The organism is Methanosarcina siciliae T4/M, from assembly GCF_000970085.1.
GTDB classification, from domain to species: domain Archaea; phylum Halobacteriota; class Methanosarcinia; order Methanosarcinales; family Methanosarcinaceae; genus Methanosarcina; species Methanosarcina siciliae.
This window is the reverse complement of the sequence record NZ_CP009506.1, coordinates 3,662,130-3,685,149: the sequence shown is the minus strand read 5'-3', so window position 1 is coordinate 3,685,149 and position 23,020 is coordinate 3,662,130. Positions and strand designations below refer to the sequence as shown.

Genomic DNA, 23,020 nt, shown 5'->3' with positions numbered 1-23,020 from the left:
CTTCATACGAAAGTTTATATTTGGTTGAGTTCTTGTTAGTATGGCTTATAAGACTAAGTCTTTAAAGGAAGTATCCTCATACAAAAATTTGCGTGTCTACTATGGTTTACGTAAAAAAAATATGCCCCGTTTGCGGGAAAGAATTCTTTGTCCTTAAGAGTGCTGAAGAAAAGGGAATATACTGCACTCTGGCATGCCTGGCAACAGCTCAGGAAAGATTTGAGCGCAGAGGCAGAGCCTTACCAAACTTTAGCTGAGCATCCTAATTTCAGGCAAAAAAACTCTAAAAACTGAGAAAGGGAAAACACCCCCGCAGAAGGGAACGTTTTTCCGTCCTTTTTTATTTCAAAGATTTTTATTTTCAGCAAGTTTTTTCGCAATCTGAGTTACGTGCCTTCCCTGGTAACGTGCCATTTCAAGTTCGTTTTCTGATGGTTGGCGACTTCCTCCCTGTCCGGCGATCGTTGATGCTCCATATGGGCTGCCACCTGTAATTTCGTCCATTCTTCTCTGCCGCTTTTCCGAGTACGGAAGACCCACGATAATCATTCCGAGGTGAAGCAGGGTGACATGAAACGTGAGGATTGTGGACTCCTGCCCCCCGTGCTGGGTATTGCTTGAGGTAAAAACACTTCCTACCTTTCCTACAAAGGCATCCTCGCTCCACAGCCCTCCAACACCGTCAAGGACCGCACGCATCTGGGCAGTCATATTTCCGTAACGTGTGGGAGTGCCAAAAATAAGCGCATCTGCCCCTGCGAGTATTTCCTCATGCATGCCCCTGGTCATCACGGGGATATGGGCAAAAAGCTTTTTCGTTTCTATTGCTCCCATCTTTTCGAGGACTTCTTCAGGAAGGGTTTCAGGTACCTGATATATCCCTACTTCAGCTCCTTCAACTTCCCTTGCCCCGGCAGCGACGGCTTCTGCCATCCTGTAGACGTGGCCGTACATACTGTGAAATATTATATTCACTTTAACCATGCGATCCCTCTGTCAAAAATCAGTTAAAAGTATAAACAGGCTGCTTGAATTCCAACGCCATACTGTTTGAGTCCCTAATATCAAACCTTTATTTCCCTAAATTTATTTAAATGACCTGTGAGTTACGGAAAACTCAAAAATCCTTCATAAAAAGAGTTTGCTGATATATTATATAGATTACTAACAGAAACTGAAGCTTGTTAATAGTCTGGATACTTTTCTTTACTTTGTGTTTCAACTCTTCCAATCCCCGGCTTCAAACAGAACTGGAGGGAATAGCCGGGAAGAATTAACTCCTGCTGCATGAGAAGTATCAAAATAGTTATTAGTATCTATGCTGTATAAGCAGGACATGCCTTCCCTTTCTGTCGTAATGCCTTCTATGAACGAGGAAGAAACTATCCGTATTTGCATACAGAAAGCTCAGACCATATTCAAAAAATATGGTATAGAAGGGGAAATAATCATTGCTGATAATTCATCGGACAGAACCGCTGAGATTGCAGCGTCCATGGGTGCAAAGGTAATAGGCCCGATAAAAGGTTACGGGAATGCTTACCTCAAAGGGCTTGCCGAAGCAAAAGGGGATTATATCGCTATTGCAGATGCGGACAATACATACGACCTCCTCGAGCTTGATAAATTTCTGGACCCTCTTATGGCAGGAGAAGCAGATTTCATAATGGGTACACGGCTTAAAGGAGAAATAAAAAAAGGAGCTATGCCCTGGCTGCACCAGTATATCGGAAACCCCATACTGACTTCAATGCTCAATTTTCTTTTCAAAACAAAAATATCGGATGCACACTGCGGGATGAGGGCTTTTACTAAAGAAGCCCTTGAAAAAATGAACCTTAAAACTCACGGCATGGAACTTGCATCCGAGATGATAATCGAAGCTGCAAGATGCGGGCTGAGGATAAAAGAAGTTCCCATAACCTATTACTCCCGCAAAGCTCCCTCCAAGCTGCGCTCGTTTCAGGACGGCTGGCGGCATGTAAGGTTTATGATGCTATACAGGCCGGGCCCTTTCCTTTATATTCCCGGCGCTTTTGTGTTTGTCCTGGGTTTTCTCATAACTGCCTCCCTTTTGCTTACGAAAAATGCTGCATATAACCGGCTGCATTCATTTATTTTGGGCAGTATGCTCTTAATCATTGGCGGGCAAATCCTGGCAACCGGCGGATATATGAAAACTTATGGCCTGATCCACGGCATGTATCGGGATGAAAAGGCAGGCAAGAAGCTACTTAGCTACCACTCCCTTGAAAAAGAACTGCTCGGAGGCTCCTTTATTCTGGCTTTAGGGCTCGTTATCGGGCTGAAAGTCGCCTATACATGGGTCATTTCCGGATACGGCTCCCTTGAAGAAGTGGAATCTGCAGTTATTTCAATGGTCCTGGCAGCAGTCGGGCTCCAGCTGATTTTCTCTGCAGTCTTTGTAAGCGTAATGCTTCTCGAGGTTGATACTGATTGGTAAAGTGATGCAATGAAAATTGCCTTCGTATATGATGCTGTCTATCCCTGGGTCAAAGGGGGCGCAGAAATACGCATCCATGAACTGGGGAAGCAACTCTCTTCAGAGGGGCACAATGTGCACCTTTTCGGAATTAAATGGTGGGAAGGCGAAGACGTTATTCGGCACGAAAACATGACCCTTCATGGCGTCTGTCAAGCCCGGGAACTGTATGTAGACGGCAGGCGCTCAATTCCCGAAGCGCTTGTGTTTGCTGCAAAGCTGTTTTCACCCCTTATGAAAGAGAAATTTGACCTTATTGACGTAAGCGTATTTCCCTATTTTTCCTGTTTTACCGTAAAAGCCGTTTCATTCCTGAAAAAGACTCCTGCAGTTTTCACCTGGCATGAGGTATGGGGAGATTACTGGTATGAATACCTTGGAAAAACGAAGGGTCTCCTTGGACTCTTAATCGAAAAAACGGTTGCAAGAATCTCTAAGAATGATATTGCGGTTTCGGAATGGACAAAGGACAGGCTTGAAGCCCTTAAGGGAACGAACAGCAAGATAGCAGTCTTGCCTAACGGAGTTGACCTGAAGTTAATATCGGAGATCAAGCCGGCAGGGAAGGGAGCGTCGGAGGCGCCGGGAGGTAAGATTTACGATGTTATCTTCGCAGGCCGGCTCATAAAAGAAAAAAATGTTGACGTTCTGATAAAAGCTGTTTCCCTGTTAAAAGAGGATTTTCCCGAAATCTGCTGCTGTGTTGTCGGAGACGGCCCCGAAAGGAAAGCTCTGGAGAAACTCACCCGTGAGCTTGGGGTGCGGGAAAATGTGATATTTGAAGGGTTTCAGGAGTACAGGGCATTGATCGGGAAAATCAAGGCTTCAAAGGTGCTTGTGCTGCCCTCTTCAAGGGAGGGTTTCGGGATGGTCTTAATCGAAGCTTTTGCCTGTGGGGTGCCTGTAGTGACGGTGAAACAAAAATATAATGCAGCGCAGGGGCTTGTTGAAGATGGGGTCGACGGGTTTGTTGTGAGGCTGGAAGGGAGGGAAATTGCGGGAGGGGTGGGAAAGATACTTGAAAATGAAAATTATTATGAGAAAATGGCTGCTTCTGCGTATAAAAAAGCTGAAAAGTATGAATGGGAGAAGGTATTTGAACAACTTCTTTTGCAGTACATGGAAATAGAGATATAAAACATTGAAGAAAAATGAGTTTTGATTTTTGTAAACAGCCGGGAAGTTATATGAAAATTTTACACCTTACAAAAAAATATTATCCTATGATAGGAGGAGACGCTTATACTGTTAATAGTCTGAAAAAACAGCAAATAAGAATCGGACATACAGTTTATATCTTAACTTCCAACTGTGATGAAATTGCCCGGGATGAAAAAGTTTTCAAATTCGGTCTGAAAGATAACTCTGCTAATCTGGACAAAATTACACTTCAAAGATTGATATCTCTAACTTTTTTATTTTTTTGGGGCTTCAGAAAACTTAGAAACCTGAAACCCGACATCATCCATTCCCATTCCGCAGACATGGGTTTTTTTATTTCCTTTGCAGCCAGATTTTACGGGATACCGCTCGTCAACACCTGCCACGGGATCAGTTTTGATGATAAGCAATACTTTTTCTTGAAAAGATTGGCTGAAAATTTTTTCCTTAGATATTCTGGTTTTAAGAAGATCATAGTCGTGGATAAAAACGGGCTTGAAATTCTGGAAAAAGCCGGAATTAAAAAAGGAATTTATGTGCCTAATGGGGTGGACATTCATAAATTTGAAAGGAAGCCAGGGGAAAAGTCTGACGGAAAGACAAGCTTCCTGTTTGCAGGCAGGCTTGAAAAGCAAAAAGGTCTGGAATACCTGATACAGGCAGCAAAATTTCTTAAAGGGAAAAATGATTTCGAAATTATCATAGTAGGGGATGGAGAAGAAGCAGAGAATCTCAAAAAAACTGCAACAGAATTTGGAGTTGACTACATAATCAAATTCACCGGAAAACTCAGCGAACATTCCCTAATTGAACAGTACACAGGATGTGATATTTTCGTATTGCCTTCGTTATGGGAAGGATTACCACTGACATTGTTGGAAGCTGCCGCTGCCGGACTACCGATAATAGCTACTGATGTAGGAGGCATATCTTCCGTTTTTACTCACGGAGAGAATGCACTGCTGGTAAAGGCCCGAAATAGCAGGGAATTGGCAGGGAAAATGCAGGAACTTATGAGTGATAAAGAGCTCCAGAAAACCCTGAGTACCAGTGCCAGAAAGCTTGCAGAAAAATATTCATGGGAAAATTCGGCAAAACAATTAGAAAATATATATAAAGATGTATGAACTGTGATTAATACCGTCCTGAAGCGGTAAATTTGCGTTTCAGGGAAAGAGGAAGCCGATCAAAATGCAAGCCTAACCAGAAACCTATCGCTTCTACGAAATGCCTTACAAAAGCTTCCGGCACCCACTTAACGATCTCGATTGGCTTGTAGGCATGACCCAGCATAAACCTCAGATCTAAAAAAATAACAGCCACCACAAAGAACGGGATTAAAGGCAAGTATACATTATTTCTGTTTTTGAATATTTTCATGTGTGCCGTACCGGCATCAAAGTATTTTTTAAATAAGACTTCCAGAGAATTGTTGTGTGAGTGGATGACAATCGAATCGGGATCGTAAACAATCTTGTACCCGGCTTCAAGAACTTCCTTTGACCAGGCCTGATCTTCAGTCTGGACCAGCGAATCATCAAAAGGAAATTTATCCCAGACGTCCTTTCGGAGGCAAGAGCTTGTATTGGAGAAAAATACAAGTTTTTTGTAGTTTTTATAGTCCCGAATACTCTTTACTTCCCTTGTTGGCCCCCAGCCTGTTGAGATATAGCGAGCTTCAAACGGATCGCAATCAGGGCGAGGAATATTTCGACTGTATACCCCTGCAACATCCTTATCTTTAAAATTTCGGATTAAGTTTTCAAGCCATTTGTCATTAAGAGGAATGGCATCCTGGGTTAAATAAATTAGATACTTTCCTTTTGCAAGTCTTGCCCCAAAATTTCTGGTTTTGCCGTGCCCGAAGGCTTTTACATTAATATTAAAAAGTTTTACAGGAAAAGCACTAACGATTTCCAGCGTCCGGTCTGTCGAAACCGAATCGATAACTATCACTTCAAAATTCGTGTAGTTTTGTGCATACACATGTTCCAGGCATTCCCTGAGAGTGCTTTCTCCGTTTCGAGTTAAAATGATTATTGAAGCTTCTGGATCGGACATTTTAAAAGTACCTATCTATATTTTTAAAAATACATATCTAACATTTTAAGAATACCTGTCTGAGATACTAAGAGTACCTGATACTAAGAGTACCTGATACTAAGAGTACCTGATACTAAGAGTACCTGATACTGTTCACAATATATAAGTTTAGATCTTGTAAGTGTAGATATATTGAACAATAGAGGTGCAGATCTCAGAAATGTAAATATATCGAACAATATAACCTATCAAAGATAATTTATAAAACTATTAGGATCTTGCTTTTACCATAGAAGATAAATAAATTAGAATGTATAGAGATTAAATCATTATATATATCCTGAAAAAGATGAAGCAGTATTGAAATATAACCTGAAAAAAGATCTGGCGGTATTGAAATTTTTGAAGCCTTCCCGGTTAATTGTTACAGGATCTCCATTATGGAACCTGATTTATGCTTCATCAAATAAGTGATAAAATGAAAACCATCGAAGGGGTAAAGCTGAAAAATCTAAGGGTTATCCCGGATGGAAGAGGGTGACTGATGGAAGTATTGCGTTGCGATGACGAAATATTCGACAAATTTGGGCAGGTTTACCCGACCACTGCTTTTCCGGGAGTGGTCAAAGGCTGGCATTACCATAAGATTCAGACCGACAATTTTACATGTATCCGTAGCATGATGAAAGTTGTGCTCTATGACTCCAGAGAAAATTCTACTGCATATGGAAACATCATGAAGCTTTTTGTAGGAGAAAAAAAATCCTTTAATTATGAGTGTACCTCCACTTGTGTACCACGGATTTAAAGGAATCGGAACCGGGACCGAATATTTCCTGAGTGTTCCAACCGAACCTTATAATTACTCCGAGCCTGATAAATACAGGCTTTCTCCTGATACTGACCAGATTCCTTATGATACTGACCAGATTCCTTATGATACTGACCAGATTCCTTATGATACTGACCAGATTCCTTATGATTGGGTACTTACCCCGGGCTTGAAACACGGATAATGAAAAAGGACGTGATATCTTGAAACTCCTGGTTACCGGTGGCTGTGGTTTTATCGGAAGCAATTTTATCCTTCATATAATGAAAAAATATCCGGATTACAAAATAGTCAACCTGGATAAACTCACTTATGCAGGAAATCCGGACAACCTCAAAGAAGTTGAGAACAAACAAAACTATTCTTTTGTTAGAGGAGACATTTGTGACTCCCATTTAGTACATGAAATTATGAAAGATGTTGACCATGTAGTTCATTTTGCAGCGGAAAGCCACGTAGACCGTTCAATTGAAGACGGATCGGTTTTTGTAAAAACCAATGTTCTGGGCACCCATACACTTCTTCAAAGTGCACTTGAATGCAAAGTCAAAAGGTTTATTCATATCTCAACCGACGAAGTATATGGAAGCATAAAATCGGGCTCATTCAAAGAGACAGATATCCTGACCCCTTCGAGCCCCTATTCTTCAAGCAAAGCAGGATCCGACCTGCTAGTCCAATCATATTACATAACCTACGGACTCCCTGTTATTATCACAAGATGCACCAACAACTTCGGGCCTTATCAGTACCCTGAAAAACTGATGCCTCTTTTTACCACAAACCTGATTGAGGGCAAAAAAGTCCCGGTTTACGGAACCGGAACGAATATCCGTGACTGGATTTATGTACTTGACCACTGCAAAGCCGTAGATTTCATCCTCCACTCCGGAACTGACGGCGAGATGTATAATGTAGGCGGAGGGAATGAAAAAACCAATATTGAAATTACACATAAAATCCTCGAATTACTTGGAAAAGATGAATCTATGATAGAATACGTAAAAGACCGTCCGGGCCATGATTTCAGGTATTCTCTGGACTGTTCCAAATTAAAGGAATTAGGCTGGGAGCCGGAATATTCATTCGAGGAAGCTCTTGAAGAAACCGTAAAATGGTATATTGAAAACAAATGGTGGTGGGAGAAATTAAAACACTGATCCTCGGGGCAGGGGGGATGCTGGGAAAAGAACTTAGCAAGGTCTTTCCCGACGCTATAAAATTTACACGTTCAGAGCTTGACATCACCGATGAAGCACAGGTTCTCAGAACGATCGAAAAAATTAAACCGGATGTTGTGATTAACGCTGCGGCGTATACCAACGTTGACGGGTGCGAAGACGAAAAAGAACTTGCATTTAAGGTCAACGGCAGCGCTCTTGAATACCTTGCGAGAGGCTGTTCGAATGCAGGAGCAATCCTTGTGCATTACAGCACCGATTATGTTTTCAATGGTTCGAGAAAAGAATACTTCGAATCCGACGAAACGGATCCCATTAATATCTATGGCCAGTCGAAGCTGCTGGGAGAAAAAAATATAATTGAGAACATGAAAGATTACCGGATCATAAGGACTTCCTGGCTCTTTGGCCTGCAAGGCAAGAACTTTGTTGAAACAATGCTCAGGTTGTCCGAAGATATGAGTACTGTAAGAGTAGTAAATGACCAGTTCGGAAAGCCAACCTATGCTGCAGACCTTGCCCTTAAAACCGGTGAAATCATCAAACTCTCCCCGGGAATTTACCACATCACGAACGAAGGTACATGTTCCTGGTATGAATTTGCAAAGGCAATCATAGGAAATGTTGCACCCTGTACAACAGATGAATTCCCGAGAAAAGCAAAACGCCCTAAATATTCGGTTCTTGTTAATACCAAAACGAAACCCATGAGGCACTGGAAAGAAGCCCTTAAAGCATATCTGGAGGAAAGATCAACATGAAAGGAGTTATTCTCGCAGGCGGGACAGGAAGCCGACTCTACCCCCTGACCAAAGTGACGAACAAGCATCTTTTACCCGTCTATGACAAGCCAATGATTTATTACCCACTGCAGACCCTCATCAGTGCAGGAATCAAAGAAATAATGATAGTTTCAGGCCGGGGGCATGCCGGGCATTTCCTTGAACTCCTGGGCTCCGGCTCGGAATTTGGGGTTCACTTTACTTACGAAATCCAGGAAGAAGCGGGAGGAATAGCTCAGGCTCTTTCCTTTGCAGAAGATTTTGCAGACGGGGATGACATAACCGTTATTCTGGGGGATAATATTTTCCAGGATAGTATCAAAGGAGAGGTCTCGGCTTTTAAGGGTGGCGCAAAGATCTTCCTCAAAAAAGTAACCGACGCCCACAGGTTCGGGGTTGCTGAACTGGAAGGGAACAGGGTAATTGGTATCGAAGAAAAACCTGCAAACCCAAAGAGCAATTTTGCAGTTACGGGCCTCTATATATACGACTATGAAGTTTTTGATGCCATAAAGACCCTCAGACCTTCGGGAAGAGGCGAACTTGAGATCACGGATGTAAACAACTATTATATAAATAAGGATACAATGGGATACAGAGTTCTTGAAGGGTTCTGGAGCGATGCAGGGACATTTGAGTCCTTATTCAGGGCAAGTGAGCTGGTAAGAAACCTGCATAAGGAATAACGGAAAAATAAGTATGTACCTATTCGAATATAGCGAATTAATCAAGAATCTTGTAATAAGCGACCTTAAGGTTAAGTACCAGAGCTCTGTTCTCGGTTTCGCATGGTCTATGCTAAATCCACTGCTCATGATGCTGGTTCTATACGTAGTGTTTAGCAACATCTTCAGGTTTGAACAGGAACACTTCGATCTGTATCTTTTGATCGGAATAATAGCCTGGCGTTTTCTGGCAAACGGAACCATGACCGCAATGACCTCGATAGTAGGAAAGCCCAGCCTTGTAACTAAAATATATATCCCGAGAGAAATCCTTACTTTCAGCCTGACAATGTCGGCATTCATAAGTTCGATTCTGGAATTCGCGGTATTGATTCCTTTATTATTAATCCTGGGAGCTTCACTCTCACTAACGATTCTGTTGTTCCCTGTAATTCATATTTTATATTTCTTAATAGTATACGGAATCAGCCTTGCGCTTGCATCTCTGTACGTGTATTTCCGGGATTTGAACCAGATATGGGACATCGTCCTTCAGGTCGGTTTTTACACTGCCCCTATTATATACCCTCTGTCTCTTGTGCCTGAAAAATATCTGGATTATTACATGCTAAGTCCGATTACTCGATTAATGATGATGTACAGAGATGTATTGTTATACGGCACTATTCCACACATATATGATTTCATGTTTGTTGCCGGATTTGGGCTGGCATTTTTAGCATTTGGATCTCTGATGTTCAGGAAATTGTCTCCCAGATTTGCAGAGGAGGTGTAAAACTGTTCAAAACTAACAATAATACATCTAAGCCTGAGAAGCCATATGCAATAGAAGTTTATGGTGTGTCCAAGTGCTTCAAGATACCACATGAAAAAAGAGTAACAGTATATGATAACATAATCGGGAAGATTACAGGCAAATCATACACTTATGAAGTTTTTGAAGCTCTGAAAGATGTCACATTCAATGTCAAGAAGGGAGAAACTTTAGGGATCATCGGAGAAAACGGATCCGGGAAAAGTACAATCCTCAAGATAATTTCGGGAGTCCTTGTGGCGGATACGGGTTCCGTAAAGGTAAAAGGAAAAATGGCACCTTTTCTGGAATTGGGAGTTGGGTTTCAACCAGAACTCACAGCTATTGAAAATGTGTACCTTTACGGTGCAATAATGGGCATGAACCACGCAGAAATGGACGAGAAACTTAATTCAATTTTTGAATTTGCAGAACTGGATAAGTTCAGGGATACGAAATTAAAAAATTACTCCTCGGGAATGTATGCGAGATTAGCTTTTGCAACAGCGATATCTATTGACCCGGATGTCCTTTTGATTGATGAGGTTCTGTCAGTTGGCGACCAATCTTTTCAAACGAAATGCCACGACAAAATAAATGAGTACAAACGGAATGGAAAAACAATTATCTTTGTATCTCATTCGATGGAAGAGGTCAAGAAAATATGTAATAATTGTTTAATGCTTAGCAATGGAAATATTGTATCAATAGGACCTACTGAAAATGTCATAAGCGACTACCTGAATGCTGTAAACAAAAAAGAAGTCGAGAGACTATTGAACAAGTATAATGATGTGCAGAGTGCTATTGAAAAAAATAATGCGGACCCCTCAATTAACTGGGGTTCAAAAGAGGCAAAAATAGTAGATATAAAGTTTTTAAATAATCATAGTGAGTCTTATATTTTCCAAACCGGAGAAAAATTTCTTGCAAAAATAAAATACAAAACCAATCAACGAATTGAAAAACCGGTTTTTGGAGTCGCGATCTATAGAGATGACGTTCATATTGCAGGACCAAATACTAAATTTTGCGAAATGGCCATAGATTATATAGACGATGAAGGTGAAATTGATTTTATAATTGACGAGCTACCTCTATTGGACGGATCTTATCAATTTTCTGCAGCAATATATGATAACTCATGCCAGCATCCTTATGACCATCTTCACTGTGCACATGGATTTAGTATAAAAAACCTATCAGTTAAAAACTATGGGATATTCGACATACGGGGGCGGTGGGTACTCAAATGAATTCGGACTTTGACTTGACGGATCTTCCATTTGATCTATACACAAGAAACTACATAATAAAAAAAATAATAGACTCAGTCCGAAATGATTGCAACAACTCTTTTAAGATATTGGATGCTGGTGGTAGAAATGGTAATTTATCTTCTTTTTTAAATGATGATGAAATACATATAATTGACATAAGACCGGGTGACGAAAACAACTACGTAATCGGAGATGTCACAAAAGCTCCTTATAAAGACAGATCTTTTGATATTGTGGTTTCTTCTGACGTATATGAACATGTTTCAGCAAGCGAAAGATTAAACTTCATCTCGGAATTGCTTAGAGTCAGCAAAGATTTTGTTATCCTGGGAGCTCCTTTTGATTCTAAAGATGTTAAAGACGCTGAAGTGAAAGCATGCAATTATTTTAAAGAAATAACTGGAGAACCACATCCGTGGCTACTAGAGCATATTGAAAATGGATTACCTTCCAAAGATGAATTGGAAAATTTCTTGAAAGACAATGATTTTGGATATTTAACTATCAAAACAAACAATATTTCAAACTGGTTTTTGATGCAACTTTTGATTTTTTATACTTCAAAATATAAAGATTTCATGGAAAATGTAAGCAAAGTGCATAGATATTATAATGAGAATTTTTTAGATCTTGGGGACCTATTGGAGCCTTCATATAGAACCATATATCTGATCAGTAAAAATTTAGGGATTCCGGAACTAAATTTAAAATTTGAATATTATAATGACCTTTCAAAACATCGTACACTAGAGAGGTTAATTTTTGAAATTGTTGAGAAACCGATATCTGACTCCACGAATTTAATTACAGAACTAAGTGAAGAGATCCAGAACAAGGATTCGTATATACAGGGACTGGATAATTTTATTAATGAATTCAAAGAAGAAATCCAGAACAAGGACTCGTATATACAGGGACTGAATAATTATATTAACGAATTCAAAGAAGAAATCCAGAACAAGGACTCGTATATACAGCAAATAAATACCTCTGTGGAAGAACTTAAAAAAGAAATTCGTAATAAAGATGATTTAATTAGTCAAAATAGAAAAGAAATGGATGATATATATGAAAGTACTTTTTGGAAAATTTATCTTATATATCGAAGAATAATAAATGTATTATTACCAGCTAATACAAAAAGAAGACAGGCATTTGATATTGGAGTCCTTGGAATTCAGACGTTTAAAATGCAAGGTTTTAAAGCATTATTCCATAAGATGAAGAATCAGAATCGAATCTACCAAAAACTTAGAAAGTCTTCGGTCCCTGTTATTGAGACAGATATTATTTCGTCTAATATTGCAAATTCACCTAAAGTTGCTTTACCTCTCCTAAAAACATTAAAAGGAAAATTCACGTTCCCTGCAAATAACTTAAATGAGTTAAAATTCTTTACAGCTACATATGGAAGAACAAATTCGGATCTTGAACTTCACATTATAAACGATTCCAGAAAAATTATAAGGAATTCAGTGGCAAAAGGATACGAAATTCTGGATAATGATTATACCCCTTTCAAATTTAAACCAGTAAAAGATTGCAAAGGGAAGGTTTTTTCATTTGAATTAATGTCAAAAGGTGATCCCTCCGCAGCAATATGGTTTAATGATTCTGGGGACTTGCAAGAATTAACGCTGTTTTACGATGATAAAGCATTAAATGGAAGTATTGGTTTTCAGGCATGTTCTAGTCTTGAGATAGAAGAGGAATATGATTTCTGGGTACTAAAAAACAGTTTAACCATATCAAAAAAAAAGAAATATAAAGCAAAAATAAAAGAATTTAGTTATAAACCTAAAATCAGCATAATAATGCCGGTTTATAATGTAGATAAAATTTGGCTTGAAAAAGCTATCGATTCGGTCAGAAACCAATTATATGAAAACTGGGAATTGTGTATAGCAGACGATGCTTCCACAAAGGAGCATATCAGCAAAACTTTAAAAGAATATTTAAATATAGACTGCCGAATTAAGGTAAAATATTTAAATAATAATCTGGGCATTTCGGGGGCCTCAAATGAAGCCCTGTCCTTAGCTACTGGTGAGTTTATAGGATTGCTTGATAACGATGATGAATTAAGCATTGATGCCCTTTACGAAGTTGTAAAAATTCTAAATAAAAAACCTGAAACAGACATGGTATATAGTGATGAAGACAAGATCACTATGGAAGGAAAACGTTGCAATCCTTTTTTTAAACCGGATTGGTCTCCAGATTTATTATTGGCGGTGAATTATATTTGCCACTTTACGGTAATAAGAAAAAAATTAGTAGAAGATATTGGCCAATTTAACGTTGGTTTTGAGGGGAGTCAGGATTACGATCTATTCTTAAGAGTTATAGAAAAGACTAATAATATAGAACATATCCCAAAAATATTGTATCACTGGCGAATGATACCTACTTCAACTGCTTCAAACATCGACGTAAAAGACAACGCACATACGAATGGTGTAAAGGCATTGCAAAATTATCTAACACGTCAAAGAATAGAGGGAAATGTAGTAAATAGCCTGAATAGGACTAATTATCTAATAGATTATGCAATTAAAGAGGACTCCTTAGTCTCGATAATAATTCCCTTTAAAGATAAAGTAGATTATTTAAAGAGATGCATTAACAGTATTATAAAAAATACAAAAGAAATTAGATATGAACTTCTATTAGTATCAAATAATAGTATAGAAAAAGAAACTTTTGAATATTTGGAATCTTTAAAAAAATACCCAAATATAAAAATAATAACATACGATTATCCTTTTAACTTCGCTGCAATTAACAACTTTGCTGCAAAAAAAACTAGTGGCACATATCTTTTGTTCTTAAATAACGACACTGAAGTCATAACCGAGAATTGGCTCCATTATATGTTAATGAATGCTCAAAGAGAAGAAATCGGTTGTGTCGGCGCTAAACTTCTATATCCCAATGGCACAATTCAGCATGCTGGTGTAGTATTAGGATTGACAGGAATGGCAGGTCATGTTTTTGCCGGATTTCCTGAAAACCAATGGACTAATTTTGGTTTGGATTCGTGGCCTAGAAATTATCTTGCAGTTACTGCAGCATGTTTAATGATCAGCAAAGAGAAATTTAATCAAGTTGGGGGTTTTGATGAAAATTTCAAAATTTGCGGAAATGATATTGACTTATGCTTAAGGGTTTATGGAGAAGGATATAGAAATCTTTACATCCCGAATGTAAGACTATATCATTTTGAATCGATCTCAAGAGGAAAAGAAATCCCAGCTGGAGATTTCCAAGAGTCTTGGAAGTCATATAAATATTACTTGGGAAAAGGGGACCCATTTTACAATCCGAACTTAACATTGGAAAACACATCATGCAGCCTTAATAAGTATTCTAAACCAAGTTTTGAAGTCAATTTTAATCAAATTCAAAATGTTTTATTAGAAATGGGTTGTAAAATAGAGAAAAAAAGAGATTAAATCATATATATTATATTCTCAGTCTTTAGAATTTGGGACATTTTAATTCGAAACTGAAATACTGCATTCAAAGTAATTCCAAGGAATAAATCTGGTGATATAAATAGAAAAGATATTGTGTTCTGATAATATGATGAGTAAGGCCAGAAAAGTATATGAGATTTACAAAAATTCAGGATCAATTGAAGTGCTGTACAACATCATTTTGAAAATAAAGGAAGAAGACAAAAAAAGATGTATGGAAGGCAATAAATGTGTTGATGGTAGTTACTATTCAATACCTGAAATAACTTCCCTTACTCCAAAGGAAACTAATTTCAAAGGTAAGAGGTTGAATCTTCTTGTACCTTCATTAGAGAAAGAACATATTTTTGGTGGGATCTCAACAGCTTTGAATTTATTTGAATATATGACCGAAAATTATGAATTCCAAAGAATAATCGTAACAGACAGCAAAGTTGATAACATTGACATCGAACGTTTCAAAGAATATGAAATTGACAACAAATCAAATAAGAATCGGACAAAATCAATCTGTCCGATGGCCAATCGTTTTGGTAGAACAATAGATGTGGGAGAAAACGATTATTTTGTCTCAACTGCATGGTGGACTGCATATATTTTACAACCTATTCTCGAATGGCAACAGAAGACATATGATATAGAACCGGTATTTTATTACATAATCCAAGACTTTGAACCAGGGTTTTATCAATGGTCAAGCAGATATTCCCTCGCTGAAAGTACTTATAAAAGTAAATTTAAAACAAAAGCTATTTTGAATACCAAGATATTATATGATTTTTTTGTAGAAAAGGGATACTCATTTTATCAACAAGCATATTTTAACCCTCCTTTAAACAGATCTTTGGCTAACAGGGCATCTTTAGCTTCAAAACAGGCAAGAAGAGAACCATTTAAGATCTTAGTCTACGGGCGTCCGGGTGTAGGAAGAAATTGTTTTGAGATATGTATCGAAAGTTTACAAAAATTTGCATCCCAATATGAAAATTTGCATAAGTGGGAACTTTATTCTGTGGGAGAAAAACATCAAGATATAATATTGAGCCCCGATTGTAAATTAAAATCTCTAGGAAAGCTTCCTTTGGATCAATACCAGAATATACTTGAAAGTTCTTCCGTAGGACTCTCCTTAATGGTCTCACCACATCCGAGTTATCCACCGATTGAAATGGCCTCTTATGGATTGGAAGTCATAACTAATAGATATGAAAACAAGAACTTATCTAATTTTTTTACTAATATACATTCTTTGGAGAAACTAACACCAAATGATGTTATGGAAACTTTGATTCAGGTTTGTCGCGAAGTAGAGAAAAGAAGTGGAAAGCCTTCGGATGGAAAAAATAGTTATCTAGCAGAAGAGTCATGGGAAAAAGTTTTTATTTCATTAGGAAACATTTTGAGAGAGAAATAGTATTCAAAATTGCAGAAATAGTATGATATATTATAGATTGAGCAAAAATAAAATTTTTAGCCTCCCAGGGAACCTTTCATCCCACTTTCCACAGTAAATTTTCGCATATTCACATTTTTCCTGCTATCGATTTTCAATAAAACGTAGATTTATTGGACTTTTATGCAGGAGGTAAAGTAGCTATATGGTGTATCATAGAGACCAAAAAACGATATCATTCAATTTTCATCAAGTTACATCCAGAGTCAAAATTAATTTAATCTATTTCAAAAACGCTATCATGAAATATATTGATTTTTGAAAAAACACTGCAGAATGTGGGTTTCATGGATCAACGCATGTATTTCTCGCTACATTCAATGATACTCACAAACAACAAACTCTCTTGATATCATTGAACTTTAATTACGTAGATTATTTCTTTGTGGGTCATAAGTTGGAAAAGTAAACGGACATTGATGCTTTAAGAGATTGAAGTTATTTTTTTGTTTTGTCCTAAAATTATTTCGCATATAAAAAACTTTTAACATTTTAATCTTTAATACAATAACAGACGGCTCAAAGATTAAAAAATAGGGGAATTTAGGTTATATTGTGGCTCAAGAAAATAAATTTCAGTTATGAAACCAATTTGAAATTGTAGTGTGGTTTAAGTCATCTGTAGCTGATTATAAATGGAATCTAAAATTTTCAAAAAGCGAAATATTTTCGGGATAAAATAGTGAAAATGGTTCTGAAAATCTTATTGACGTGAAAGTAAAATTGGTTCTGGGATGAGCTCATAAAATAAAGGTGAGATAATTTTGTTTTGCCAAACTGAATGACCATGAAAAATAATGATTAAGTTGGTGGTTATTTGAGAATTAATCTCATAAACTCATTGAATCATTTTGGAAATAAAATCGTACAAATCATTCCACAGGTTTACAGAGATGATTACAACACAATTAATACATTGTATAAGTGGACTTTGATTGGTATAATAATAAGGCTTATTTTTATGCCATTTGCCGCACATGGCGATCTGATATCTACATATCATAGATCATACCTGATATTAAATGGTCCTACCTCAGTTACTCTCTACACATTAACTCAAATAATACAGTCTCTTTTCTTATCGGTATATCAATATTTTATACCGCTAAACGAACTCCTAATGTATCAGGGGAGCACAAGTTGTAGTACATCACATTGGCTAGATACTTTTGTTCAAAATCGGACGGTATTTAGAACATTATTTTTGTTTAAAATTCCCTACCTCTTATTTGATTTTGCGTCTGGAATCACTCTTTTACACATATTAAATGAAAAAAGTAAAGGTATTCTAGCTTACAAATTTTGGATGGTAAATCCGATCATTATTTTTTCGGTGTACATATTCGGAAGGTATGAAACGATTCCAATTTTTTTCGTATTGTTGAGTTTGTATTTTGCTGAGAGGGAGAAACCTTATTTATCAGTATTTATGCTTAGCATAGCCATAACGGAAAGAGCATACCCCCTCTTCTTTTTGCCATTTTATGTTCTCGGTATGGGCAAAAATTTTTATGAAAAAATAAAACTAAGTTTCACAGGAATTTTTTTATTCTTACTTCAGAGCGTCATATTCAAAATTTATTCAATATTAACTAATATTCCTTCAGAAAATATAGTTGAATCACACTTCTCTGACTATCTTTTATCGATGAACTTTGAAATAGGTTATGGCCAAACTATCTACATATTCATAGCAATGTATGCGTTTCTGGGCATATATTTCCTGGGGATCCAACACAAAAATTTTGAAAAAATATGGGAGTTTTCTTTAGCTACATTGTTAGTGCTTTATGCCACTAGTTTCTTTCACCCACATTATTTTTCATGGTTCACACCATTTATTGCAATTGCCATTACAAAATATCAAAGATTTTTAGGAATACATTTTATTCAGGTATTTTGTTTTATATTTTATACATTTTATTGGAGAGAAGCAATGGCCGGATGGCTATTTGCTTCAATATCACCCCAATACATTGTGCATCTGATCAGTCCATTTGACCTTATCAATAAATTATACCCAGCTGTAAAAGTAGTCAACATCTTTAGAAGTATTTTAACCGGGTCTCTGATTTATATGTTTTTTGAAATACTGGCGCACAAAAGTGAGGGAGACAATGAATAATAAAAGATATTTACCTATTATTTTATTGATATTAATTTCAGCATTATTTTATGCAATTCCCCTCAATATTATCGATGTAAATCAGAACGTTAACGACAAACCTATTGGAGAGATAAAGAACGGCAGTAACGTTGGCCAAAGTTTCACGTCCAATGAAGATAAACTCTGTGAAATTGATGTTTCATTAGCTACTTATGCCAGGACAAACACTGAAGAAATAATATTTCACTTAAAGAATCAATCAGGTTCAGGCACAGACCTGGTTACCATCAAGATAAACGCCAAAAACGTTAAAGATAATTCATACTATCCATTTAAATTTAAACCTATTGAAAATTCCAAAGGAAAACACTACTATTTTTATTTGGAGTCTCCAGATTCTGTGCCCGGAAATGCCATCACGGCATGGTACTCTCAAAATGATAAGTATGAAGAAGGAACAGCTTATTTAAACCATGAAAAAATCGATGGCGACCTCAAATTCAGAACATTGTACGAAATTCATGGATCTGAAATACTAAAAAATTTCCATGAAAGAATCTTACAGGATATTCCCTTCTTTGTGTTTTATCTACCATCCATCTTTATATTATTATTTTTACTGTATAGGACACAAAGACATGAGAATTAGTCTGAAAAAATGAAGTGGCTATAGCAAACATACAAACGTTGGCAATTTGCTTAATTAAACGATTTTTCACTATTATTGGCCACACTTCTAAAACCGACTTTCCGCAGATGTCTTTTCAATTTTCATAAGTTTTCTTGCTATCGTTTTTCTGAAAAACTCCATACTTAACCAAACGTATGTTTTTGATATTTTTCCAAAATTTTTGTCTTTTTGCCTTCGTCGAAAGCCCCAAGAAGCCATTTCCCTGGGATTCAGTTGAGATAATAGCTGTAATTTTTCGAATAATTATCCAAAAACGATTGCAGAAAAAATGTTGTTTTTTTGAAGACATCTGCAGAAAGTCAGCTAAAACGTGAATAGTTACGTTTTTGATTACAAAAAGCCTTTGGAGATGCCTATGATCGTCTATGAATTAGGAAGTCCGTTAAATCTTTAGACCTACTGGGTAGTCCTCACGGTCGCCTTTAATGCAATTAAACCATATGATCCGATAAACAGATAATACATTATAAGTATAATATGATAGCTAAATCCAGAAATTATGGCAGCTTCCAATGACATTCCTAAAGGTACAAATACCAGCGTCCAGACAGTTTCACTTGTGCCAAAACCTCCAACACCCTGAATCGGCAATACTGTAGTTAGCAAACAAAAAGTCGCACCTAATATCACATTTTGTAATGGTATATGAATAGTCATGCCCTGTAACAGGAAAAAAACCATCGAATAATTCAGAAGCCATATCAATATCGAAGAGAGGATTAATAAATAAATACCATTTCCAATATTTGTTTTTTCAAGGCTATCGACTGTTTCTTCACCTATTTTCAATAAATAATTACCAGGCTTTCTTTGATCCAGATTATATTTTCCAAAAAATCTTTTGGTAATCCCAAAAAAAGACCTTCCAGAGTATAGTAAAACTATTAGATAAATAAGCATTATGACCATAAATAATGCAACAGTCCCGATAGTATTCATAAAGATTTCAGGTAAATCTTTAACTATCAACACGGAAATAAGGAAGAGTAGAGACAGGGCAATAATATCAAAAATTCTTGCGACCATCAATGACGCAACTCCTTCCCCGGTTGTCTTTTTATGCACCTTCTTAAGCAAGTAGATATAAGACAACTCTCCCGTCCTTGCTGGCAGGATGTTATTTACCATATTGTGCACACATATTATATTGAATAGATCTTTTAGCTCAATTTCTCGATGTAGTAAAATATAAAATCGAAATGCTCTAAGAAAATATGAGCAGATATATAATGCAAATCCTGCAAGTATATAAGCGGGATTAATGCTTGTAAGTGTGGTAACAATTTCATCAAATTGGACGCGTGAGAGCAATATATACAGGAGCCCGATAGAGAGTGCAACGGCAGATAATTTTGCTATGGTTTTGTTTTTCATAATGTTCCAGCTCTTTTTGTCATGATCTGAAATCACACCTATTCTGAAATCACACCTATTATTCCTGCTTTTGGCTTGTTTAGCCATATTATTGGTTTTATTTTCCTATTATAAGTTCTACATTCAGCAGGTGCTTTGTATTTTCGAACTAATTTGGATTCAAGATGAAAGCAGAGAGCTCCCTATATAGCATATTTAATTCACCTCACTTATCGTATACAAATACTTCCCACTTTTACTTGGTGCGATCACGTCCACAAAATCAAAACGAACTTCGCAGTCATCACCCATAACTTTTTTGATGGATGTATCTATTTTTGCAAGCATTTTTTCATCTTTCTTGTCTTTCAAAACAATTTTTACTAAAATAACTGTAAAACTTTTTTGAATTACCTGAAATTGCTTGATAAATCCGGTATTATAAACCACGCCGACTATATGGATGAAAAATTCAGGAGGAACATATTTACCATCCTTTGTTTTAAATATGCCAGTTTCCCTGCCCACAACATTTTTCAGCTTAACATAATTTGAGTTGCTATTACTGCTGTCAATAAAACCTTCAGAAATATCCCCAATCTTGTACCTGATGAAAGGAAAAGAATAGTTATTTAATGATGTTACTATAATGTCACCAAAATCTGAATTATCCCTATTAATAACTTCCAGATAATGACTATGCTGGAAAACGCTCAAACCTTGACCTTCGACATCCTCGTAAGCCATATCCCCCATTTCCCTTGAGCCATAAACATTCAAAACCTTACAATTAAAAGCTTGTTTTATCTCAGACCTGATATCTTCTGTCAATGTGCCAGCAGCAGAGATAACGGCTCTTGGACTTTTGATTACCAAATTATTTTCATTGATATACCTGGAAAGAATTAGCAAGGAATTAACATATCCCCAAATTAGATCTGGTTGCTCAGAGTTTATATTTTGAATAATTTTATTTGTTTGTTCTGTATCAAGGTTGAAACTATTTTCAAAAAGCCGATTATATAACCAAAAAGTTAGCCTGGACTTGATACTGGAAGTCCCTTCCACAAGATCTTTTTCAGAACCCCAAATTTTCATTTCTTTTTTACCAATATCTTTACCTGCTAATCCACAGAAAAAAATCTTATTGGCAAAATTTTGATCCTCATAGTATTTGTCCTGCAAAAAGATTAAAGGTTGACCTGTAGAACCACCAGTGTGATTTTCATAAAATGTTCTGGTCTTTAAATTTCGACTTTTCAAGTCCTCAAAATTGGACCCTATAATTTCTTTTGTCAAAATGGGAATTTTACCAAAGTTTTTGAGATGGACTTCACCATCGATGATCACACCCGCTTCAGGCAGAATCTTGTGGTAATAAGGAACATTCTGGTAAGAATGGAGTAATAATTTTTCTAATTTTTTATCCTGGTATTTTTTGATTTCATCCTGTGGAAGCTTGGAAACTCTTTTAATTTCCTCCAAATAGAAGGGTATTTTGCTACCTGTTAAATGAAGCCCCGCAAAAATCAAAGGTTTTCTCCAGTTCATCCGAGTTCCTCGTACAATTTCAAATATGCCTCTCCAACCCTCATCCAATCCATCTCTTCAGCAATCTCCCTGCTCCTCAATCCCATATGTCGAAACTTCCCGGGATTATCAACAAAACTACGAATAGCCTGTGCAATCGCATCCGAATTACCCATAGGTACAAGCGCACCATTTCCATCCAGAAGCTCAGAAGTCCCACCGGTATCCGTGACAATAACAGGCAATCCTGCAGCCAAAGCTTCCAGTAAAGCATTACTCATTCCTTCGTTTAAGGATGGCAAAACAAAAATATCGCTGTTTCGATATATTTCAGCAATCTGGCCATGGCCTACGTAACCTTTAAAATCTACCCTGTCCGAGATTTTAAGGTCATCAACCAATTTTCTCAGTTCTTCTTCCTGGTTTCCTTCACCAACAAGGGTTAATTGTATCTGTTTATCTTTTAATTTCCCAACCGCTTCTATTAGATAATTGATTCCTTTTCTCTTGATTAATCTTGAAACACAAACAATCTTTATTTCACTCCCATCTTCTCTACTAAAATCCGGCTCGAACTCTGAAATATCAACCCCATTGTAGATTACTCCAATCTCCTGAGACGGTGATGTTTTCAAAGCAAGTTCCTTTAACCCCTGACTGTTAGCAACCACAACTCCAGCATTATCCCATACTTTTTTGATGAGAGGTTTCAAGAATATATACTGAAAACCAAACCTGTTGTTAAAACCTGGAACATCAGATCCTCTTAAAGAAACAATATATGGTATTTTTTTTCTGAACAGATAAGCTATTGCACCACAAGGTACACCGAAAAAAGCATGGCATAAATCATATTTATTTTCATTCAGCAAATTATTAATAAAGTTCTTTGCTTTCCAGCTGTAGCTTAGAATTTCTCTTTGTGTCCAATAGTGGACGTCCTTTTTATTTACAGGTAGTTTGTAAATGCTTACAGTATCCCCAATCGTTTCAGTTTCAAATATATTAGATGGGGAGGATGTAACCAGATCTACCTCTATTGCTTTATTTGCCATCTCTCTTAAGAGGTATTTACAAGCATTACTTCCACCCCCTCCCAGCGGAGGATACTCATAATTCAGCATCAGTACCTTCATTATACCACAT

General features: G+C 37.0%; 19 protein-coding genes. 14 read left to right on the top strand and 5 right to left on the bottom strand.

From position 1 onward, the window contains the following. Positions 1 to 345 precede the first annotated feature (345 nt). Positions 346 to 984: an NAD(P)H:quinone oxidoreductase type IV gene (gene wrbA / locus MSSIT_RS15350; RefSeq protein WP_048173454.1), complete on the bottom strand. Its 639-nt coding sequence runs from the start codon at positions 982 to 984 to the stop codon at positions 346 to 348. A 352-nt stretch (positions 985 to 1,336) separates the two neighbouring features. On the opposite strand from wrbA, the gene MSSIT_RS15345 reads away from it, so the two are divergent. The 3 genes from MSSIT_RS15345 to MSSIT_RS15335 are packed head-to-tail and all read left to right on the top strand — an operon-like array spanning position 1,337 to position 4,791. After that, positions 1,337 to 2,464: a glycosyltransferase family 2 protein gene (locus MSSIT_RS15345; protein WP_261788869.1), complete on the top strand. Its 1,128-nt coding sequence runs from the start codon at positions 1,337 to 1,339 to the stop codon at positions 2,462 to 2,464. Positions 2,465 to 2,473: 9 nt separating this feature from the next. Then, on the top strand, positions 2,474 to 3,640 hold the full coding sequence (locus MSSIT_RS15340) for a glycosyltransferase family 4 protein (RefSeq protein ID WP_048173452.1): 1,167 nt from the start codon (positions 2,474 to 2,476) through the stop codon (positions 3,638 to 3,640). A gap of 14 nt (positions 3,641 to 3,654) precedes the next feature. Beyond that, positions 3,655 to 4,791 (top strand): glycosyltransferase family 4 protein, encoded by a 1,137-nt coding sequence (locus MSSIT_RS15335; RefSeq protein ID WP_315968682.1) that lies wholly within the window; start codon positions 3,655 to 3,657, stop codon positions 4,789 to 4,791. Between the two features lie 7 nt (positions 4,792 to 4,798). Here the strand turns inward: MSSIT_RS15335 and MSSIT_RS15330 are convergent, their stop codons facing one another. Then, on the bottom strand, positions 4,799 to 5,725 hold the full coding sequence (locus MSSIT_RS15330) for a glycosyltransferase family 2 protein (protein ID WP_048173450.1): 927 nt from the start codon (positions 5,723 to 5,725) through the stop codon (positions 4,799 to 4,801). Between the two features lie 526 nt (positions 5,726 to 6,251). Between MSSIT_RS15330 and MSSIT_RS24275 the strand changes: the two genes are divergently transcribed. The 11 genes from MSSIT_RS24275 (at position 6,252) to MSSIT_RS15280 (ending at position 18,949) form a co-directional block, all read left to right on the top strand. Next, on the top strand, positions 6,252 to 6,515 hold the full coding sequence (locus MSSIT_RS24275) for a hypothetical protein (RefSeq protein ID WP_197080288.1): 264 nt from the start codon (positions 6,252 to 6,254) through the stop codon (positions 6,513 to 6,515). Then, positions 6,499 to 6,723 carry a hypothetical protein gene (locus tag MSSIT_RS24270; RefSeq protein ID WP_197080287.1) on the top strand — a complete coding sequence of 75 codons (225 nt, stop codon included), beginning with the start codon at positions 6,499 to 6,501 and terminating at the stop codon, positions 6,721 to 6,723. Before MSSIT_RS24275 ends, MSSIT_RS24270 begins: the two co-directional genes overlap by 17 nt. 19 nt (positions 6,724 to 6,742) lie before the next feature. Then, positions 6,743 to 7,699 (top strand): dTDP-glucose 4,6-dehydratase, encoded by a 957-nt coding sequence (gene rfbB / locus MSSIT_RS15320; RefSeq protein WP_048173449.1) that lies wholly within the window; start codon positions 6,743 to 6,745, stop codon positions 7,697 to 7,699. Continuing rightward, on the top strand, positions 7,672 to 8,481 hold the full coding sequence (gene rfbD, locus MSSIT_RS15315; protein ID WP_048173448.1) for a dTDP-4-dehydrorhamnose reductase: 810 nt from the start codon (positions 7,672 to 7,674) through the stop codon (positions 8,479 to 8,481). Before rfbB ends, rfbD begins: the two co-directional genes overlap by 28 nt. Beyond that, a complete protein-coding gene (locus MSSIT_RS15310) occupies positions 8,478 to 9,188 on the top strand; it encodes a sugar phosphate nucleotidyltransferase (RefSeq protein ID WP_048173447.1) in 711 nt (236 codons plus the stop codon). The genes rfbD and MSSIT_RS15310 overlap by 4 nt, the downstream gene beginning before the upstream one ends. A gap of 13 nt (positions 9,189 to 9,201) precedes the next feature. Further along, on the top strand, positions 9,202 to 9,963 hold the full coding sequence (locus MSSIT_RS15305) for an ABC transporter permease (protein WP_048173446.1): 762 nt from the start codon (positions 9,202 to 9,204) through the stop codon (positions 9,961 to 9,963). 65 nt (positions 9,964 to 10,028) lie between these two features. Beyond that, on the top strand, positions 10,029 to 11,237 hold the full coding sequence (locus MSSIT_RS25005) for an ABC transporter ATP-binding protein (protein ID WP_052721682.1): 1,209 nt from the start codon (positions 10,029 to 10,031) through the stop codon (positions 11,235 to 11,237). Continuing rightward, entirely contained in the window at positions 11,234 to 14,716 is a 3,483-nt protein-coding gene (locus MSSIT_RS21400) for a glycosyltransferase (protein WP_052721681.1), read from the top strand. The genes MSSIT_RS25005 and MSSIT_RS21400 overlap by 4 nt, the downstream gene beginning before the upstream one ends. A 130-nt stretch (positions 14,717 to 14,846) precedes the next feature. Next, a complete protein-coding gene (locus MSSIT_RS15290) occupies positions 14,847 to 16,154 on the top strand; it encodes a rhamnosyltransferase WsaF family glycosyltransferase (RefSeq protein WP_052721680.1) in 1,308 nt (435 codons plus the stop codon). A gap of 1,345 nt (positions 16,155 to 17,499) precedes the next feature. Beyond that, positions 17,500 to 18,318, top strand: coding sequence for a hypothetical protein (locus MSSIT_RS23555; protein WP_148705768.1), 819 nt, complete (start codon positions 17,500 to 17,502; stop codon positions 18,316 to 18,318). Further along, complete coding sequence (locus tag MSSIT_RS15280; RefSeq protein WP_052721679.1) at positions 18,311 to 18,949, top strand: hypothetical protein; 639 nt, start codon at positions 18,311 to 18,313, stop codon at positions 18,947 to 18,949. Before MSSIT_RS23555 ends, MSSIT_RS15280 begins: the two co-directional genes overlap by 8 nt. A gap of 438 nt (positions 18,950 to 19,387) precedes the next feature. On the opposite strand, the gene MSSIT_RS15275 is transcribed toward MSSIT_RS15280, so the two are convergent. The 3 genes from MSSIT_RS15275 to MSSIT_RS15265 all read right to left on the bottom strand — a co-directional run bounded on the left by MSSIT_RS15275 (position 19,388) and on the right by MSSIT_RS15265 (position 23,010). Then, on the bottom strand, positions 19,388 to 20,452 hold the full coding sequence (locus MSSIT_RS15275) for a lysylphosphatidylglycerol synthase transmembrane domain-containing protein (protein ID WP_048173443.1): 1,065 nt from the start codon (positions 20,450 to 20,452) through the stop codon (positions 19,388 to 19,390). Between the two features lie 108 nt (positions 20,453 to 20,560). After that, the gene (locus MSSIT_RS15270) at positions 20,561 to 21,895 is read right to left on the bottom strand and encodes a phenylacetate--CoA ligase family protein (protein ID WP_048173442.1); all 1,335 of its coding nucleotides are present in this window, start codon (positions 21,893 to 21,895) and stop codon (positions 20,561 to 20,563) included. Beyond that, complete coding sequence (locus tag MSSIT_RS15265) at positions 21,892 to 23,010, bottom strand: glycosyltransferase family 4 protein (protein ID WP_048173441.1); 1,119 nt, start codon at positions 23,008 to 23,010, stop codon at positions 21,892 to 21,894. Before MSSIT_RS15265 ends, MSSIT_RS15270 begins: the two co-directional genes overlap by 4 nt. Positions 23,011 to 23,020 lie beyond the last annotated feature (10 nt).

What these genes read in the sequence shown, in the direction of transcription:
- MSSIT_RS15275 (WP_048173443.1), bottom strand. Translation starts at nt 20,452, where the DNA reads ATGGCTAAACAAGCCAAAAGCAGGAATAATAGGTGTGATTTCAGAATA.
- wrbA (WP_048173454.1), bottom strand. Translation starts at nt 984, where the DNA reads ATGGTTAAAGTGAATATAATATTTCACAGTATGTACGGCCACGTCTAC.
- MSSIT_RS15290 (WP_052721680.1), top strand. Translation starts at nt 14,847, where the DNA reads ATGATGAGTAAGGCCAGAAAAGTATATGAGATTTACAAAAATTCAGGA.
- MSSIT_RS15330 (WP_048173450.1), bottom strand. Translation starts at nt 5,725, where the DNA reads ATGTCCGATCCAGAAGCTTCAATAATCATTTTAACTCGAAACGGAGAA.
- rfbD (WP_048173448.1), top strand. Translation starts at nt 7,672, where the DNA reads ATGGTGGTGGGAGAAATTAAAACACTGATCCTCGGGGCAGGGGGGATG.
- MSSIT_RS15265 (WP_048173441.1), bottom strand. Translation starts at nt 23,010, where the DNA reads ATGAAGGTACTGATGCTGAATTATGAGTATCCTCCGCTGGGAGGGGGT.
- MSSIT_RS15310 (WP_048173447.1), top strand. Translation starts at nt 8,478, where the DNA reads ATGAAAGGAGTTATTCTCGCAGGCGGGACAGGAAGCCGACTCTACCCC.
- MSSIT_RS15270 (WP_048173442.1), bottom strand. Translation starts at nt 21,895, where the DNA reads ATGAACTGGAGAAAACCTTTGATTTTTGCGGGGCTTCATTTAACAGGT.
- MSSIT_RS15305 (WP_048173446.1), top strand. Translation starts at nt 9,202, where the DNA reads ATGTACCTATTCGAATATAGCGAATTAATCAAGAATCTTGTAATAAGC.
- MSSIT_RS23555 (WP_148705768.1), top strand. Translation starts at nt 17,500, where the DNA reads ATGGTAAATCCGATCATTATTTTTTCGGTGTACATATTCGGAAGGTAT.
- MSSIT_RS15280 (WP_052721679.1), top strand. Translation starts at nt 18,311, where the DNA reads ATGAATAATAAAAGATATTTACCTATTATTTTATTGATATTAATTTCA.
- MSSIT_RS24275 (WP_197080288.1), top strand. Translation starts at nt 6,252, where the DNA reads ATGGAAGTATTGCGTTGCGATGACGAAATATTCGACAAATTTGGGCAG.
- MSSIT_RS15335 (WP_315968682.1), top strand. Translation starts at nt 3,655, where the DNA reads ATGAGTTTTGATTTTTGTAAACAGCCGGGAAGTTATATGAAAATTTTA.
- MSSIT_RS21400 (WP_052721681.1), top strand. Translation starts at nt 11,234, where the DNA reads ATGAATTCGGACTTTGACTTGACGGATCTTCCATTTGATCTATACACA.
- MSSIT_RS15340 (WP_048173452.1), top strand. Translation starts at nt 2,474, where the DNA reads ATGAAAATTGCCTTCGTATATGATGCTGTCTATCCCTGGGTCAAAGGG.
- MSSIT_RS15345 (WP_261788869.1), top strand. Translation starts at nt 1,337, where the DNA reads ATGCCTTCCCTTTCTGTCGTAATGCCTTCTATGAACGAGGAAGAAACT.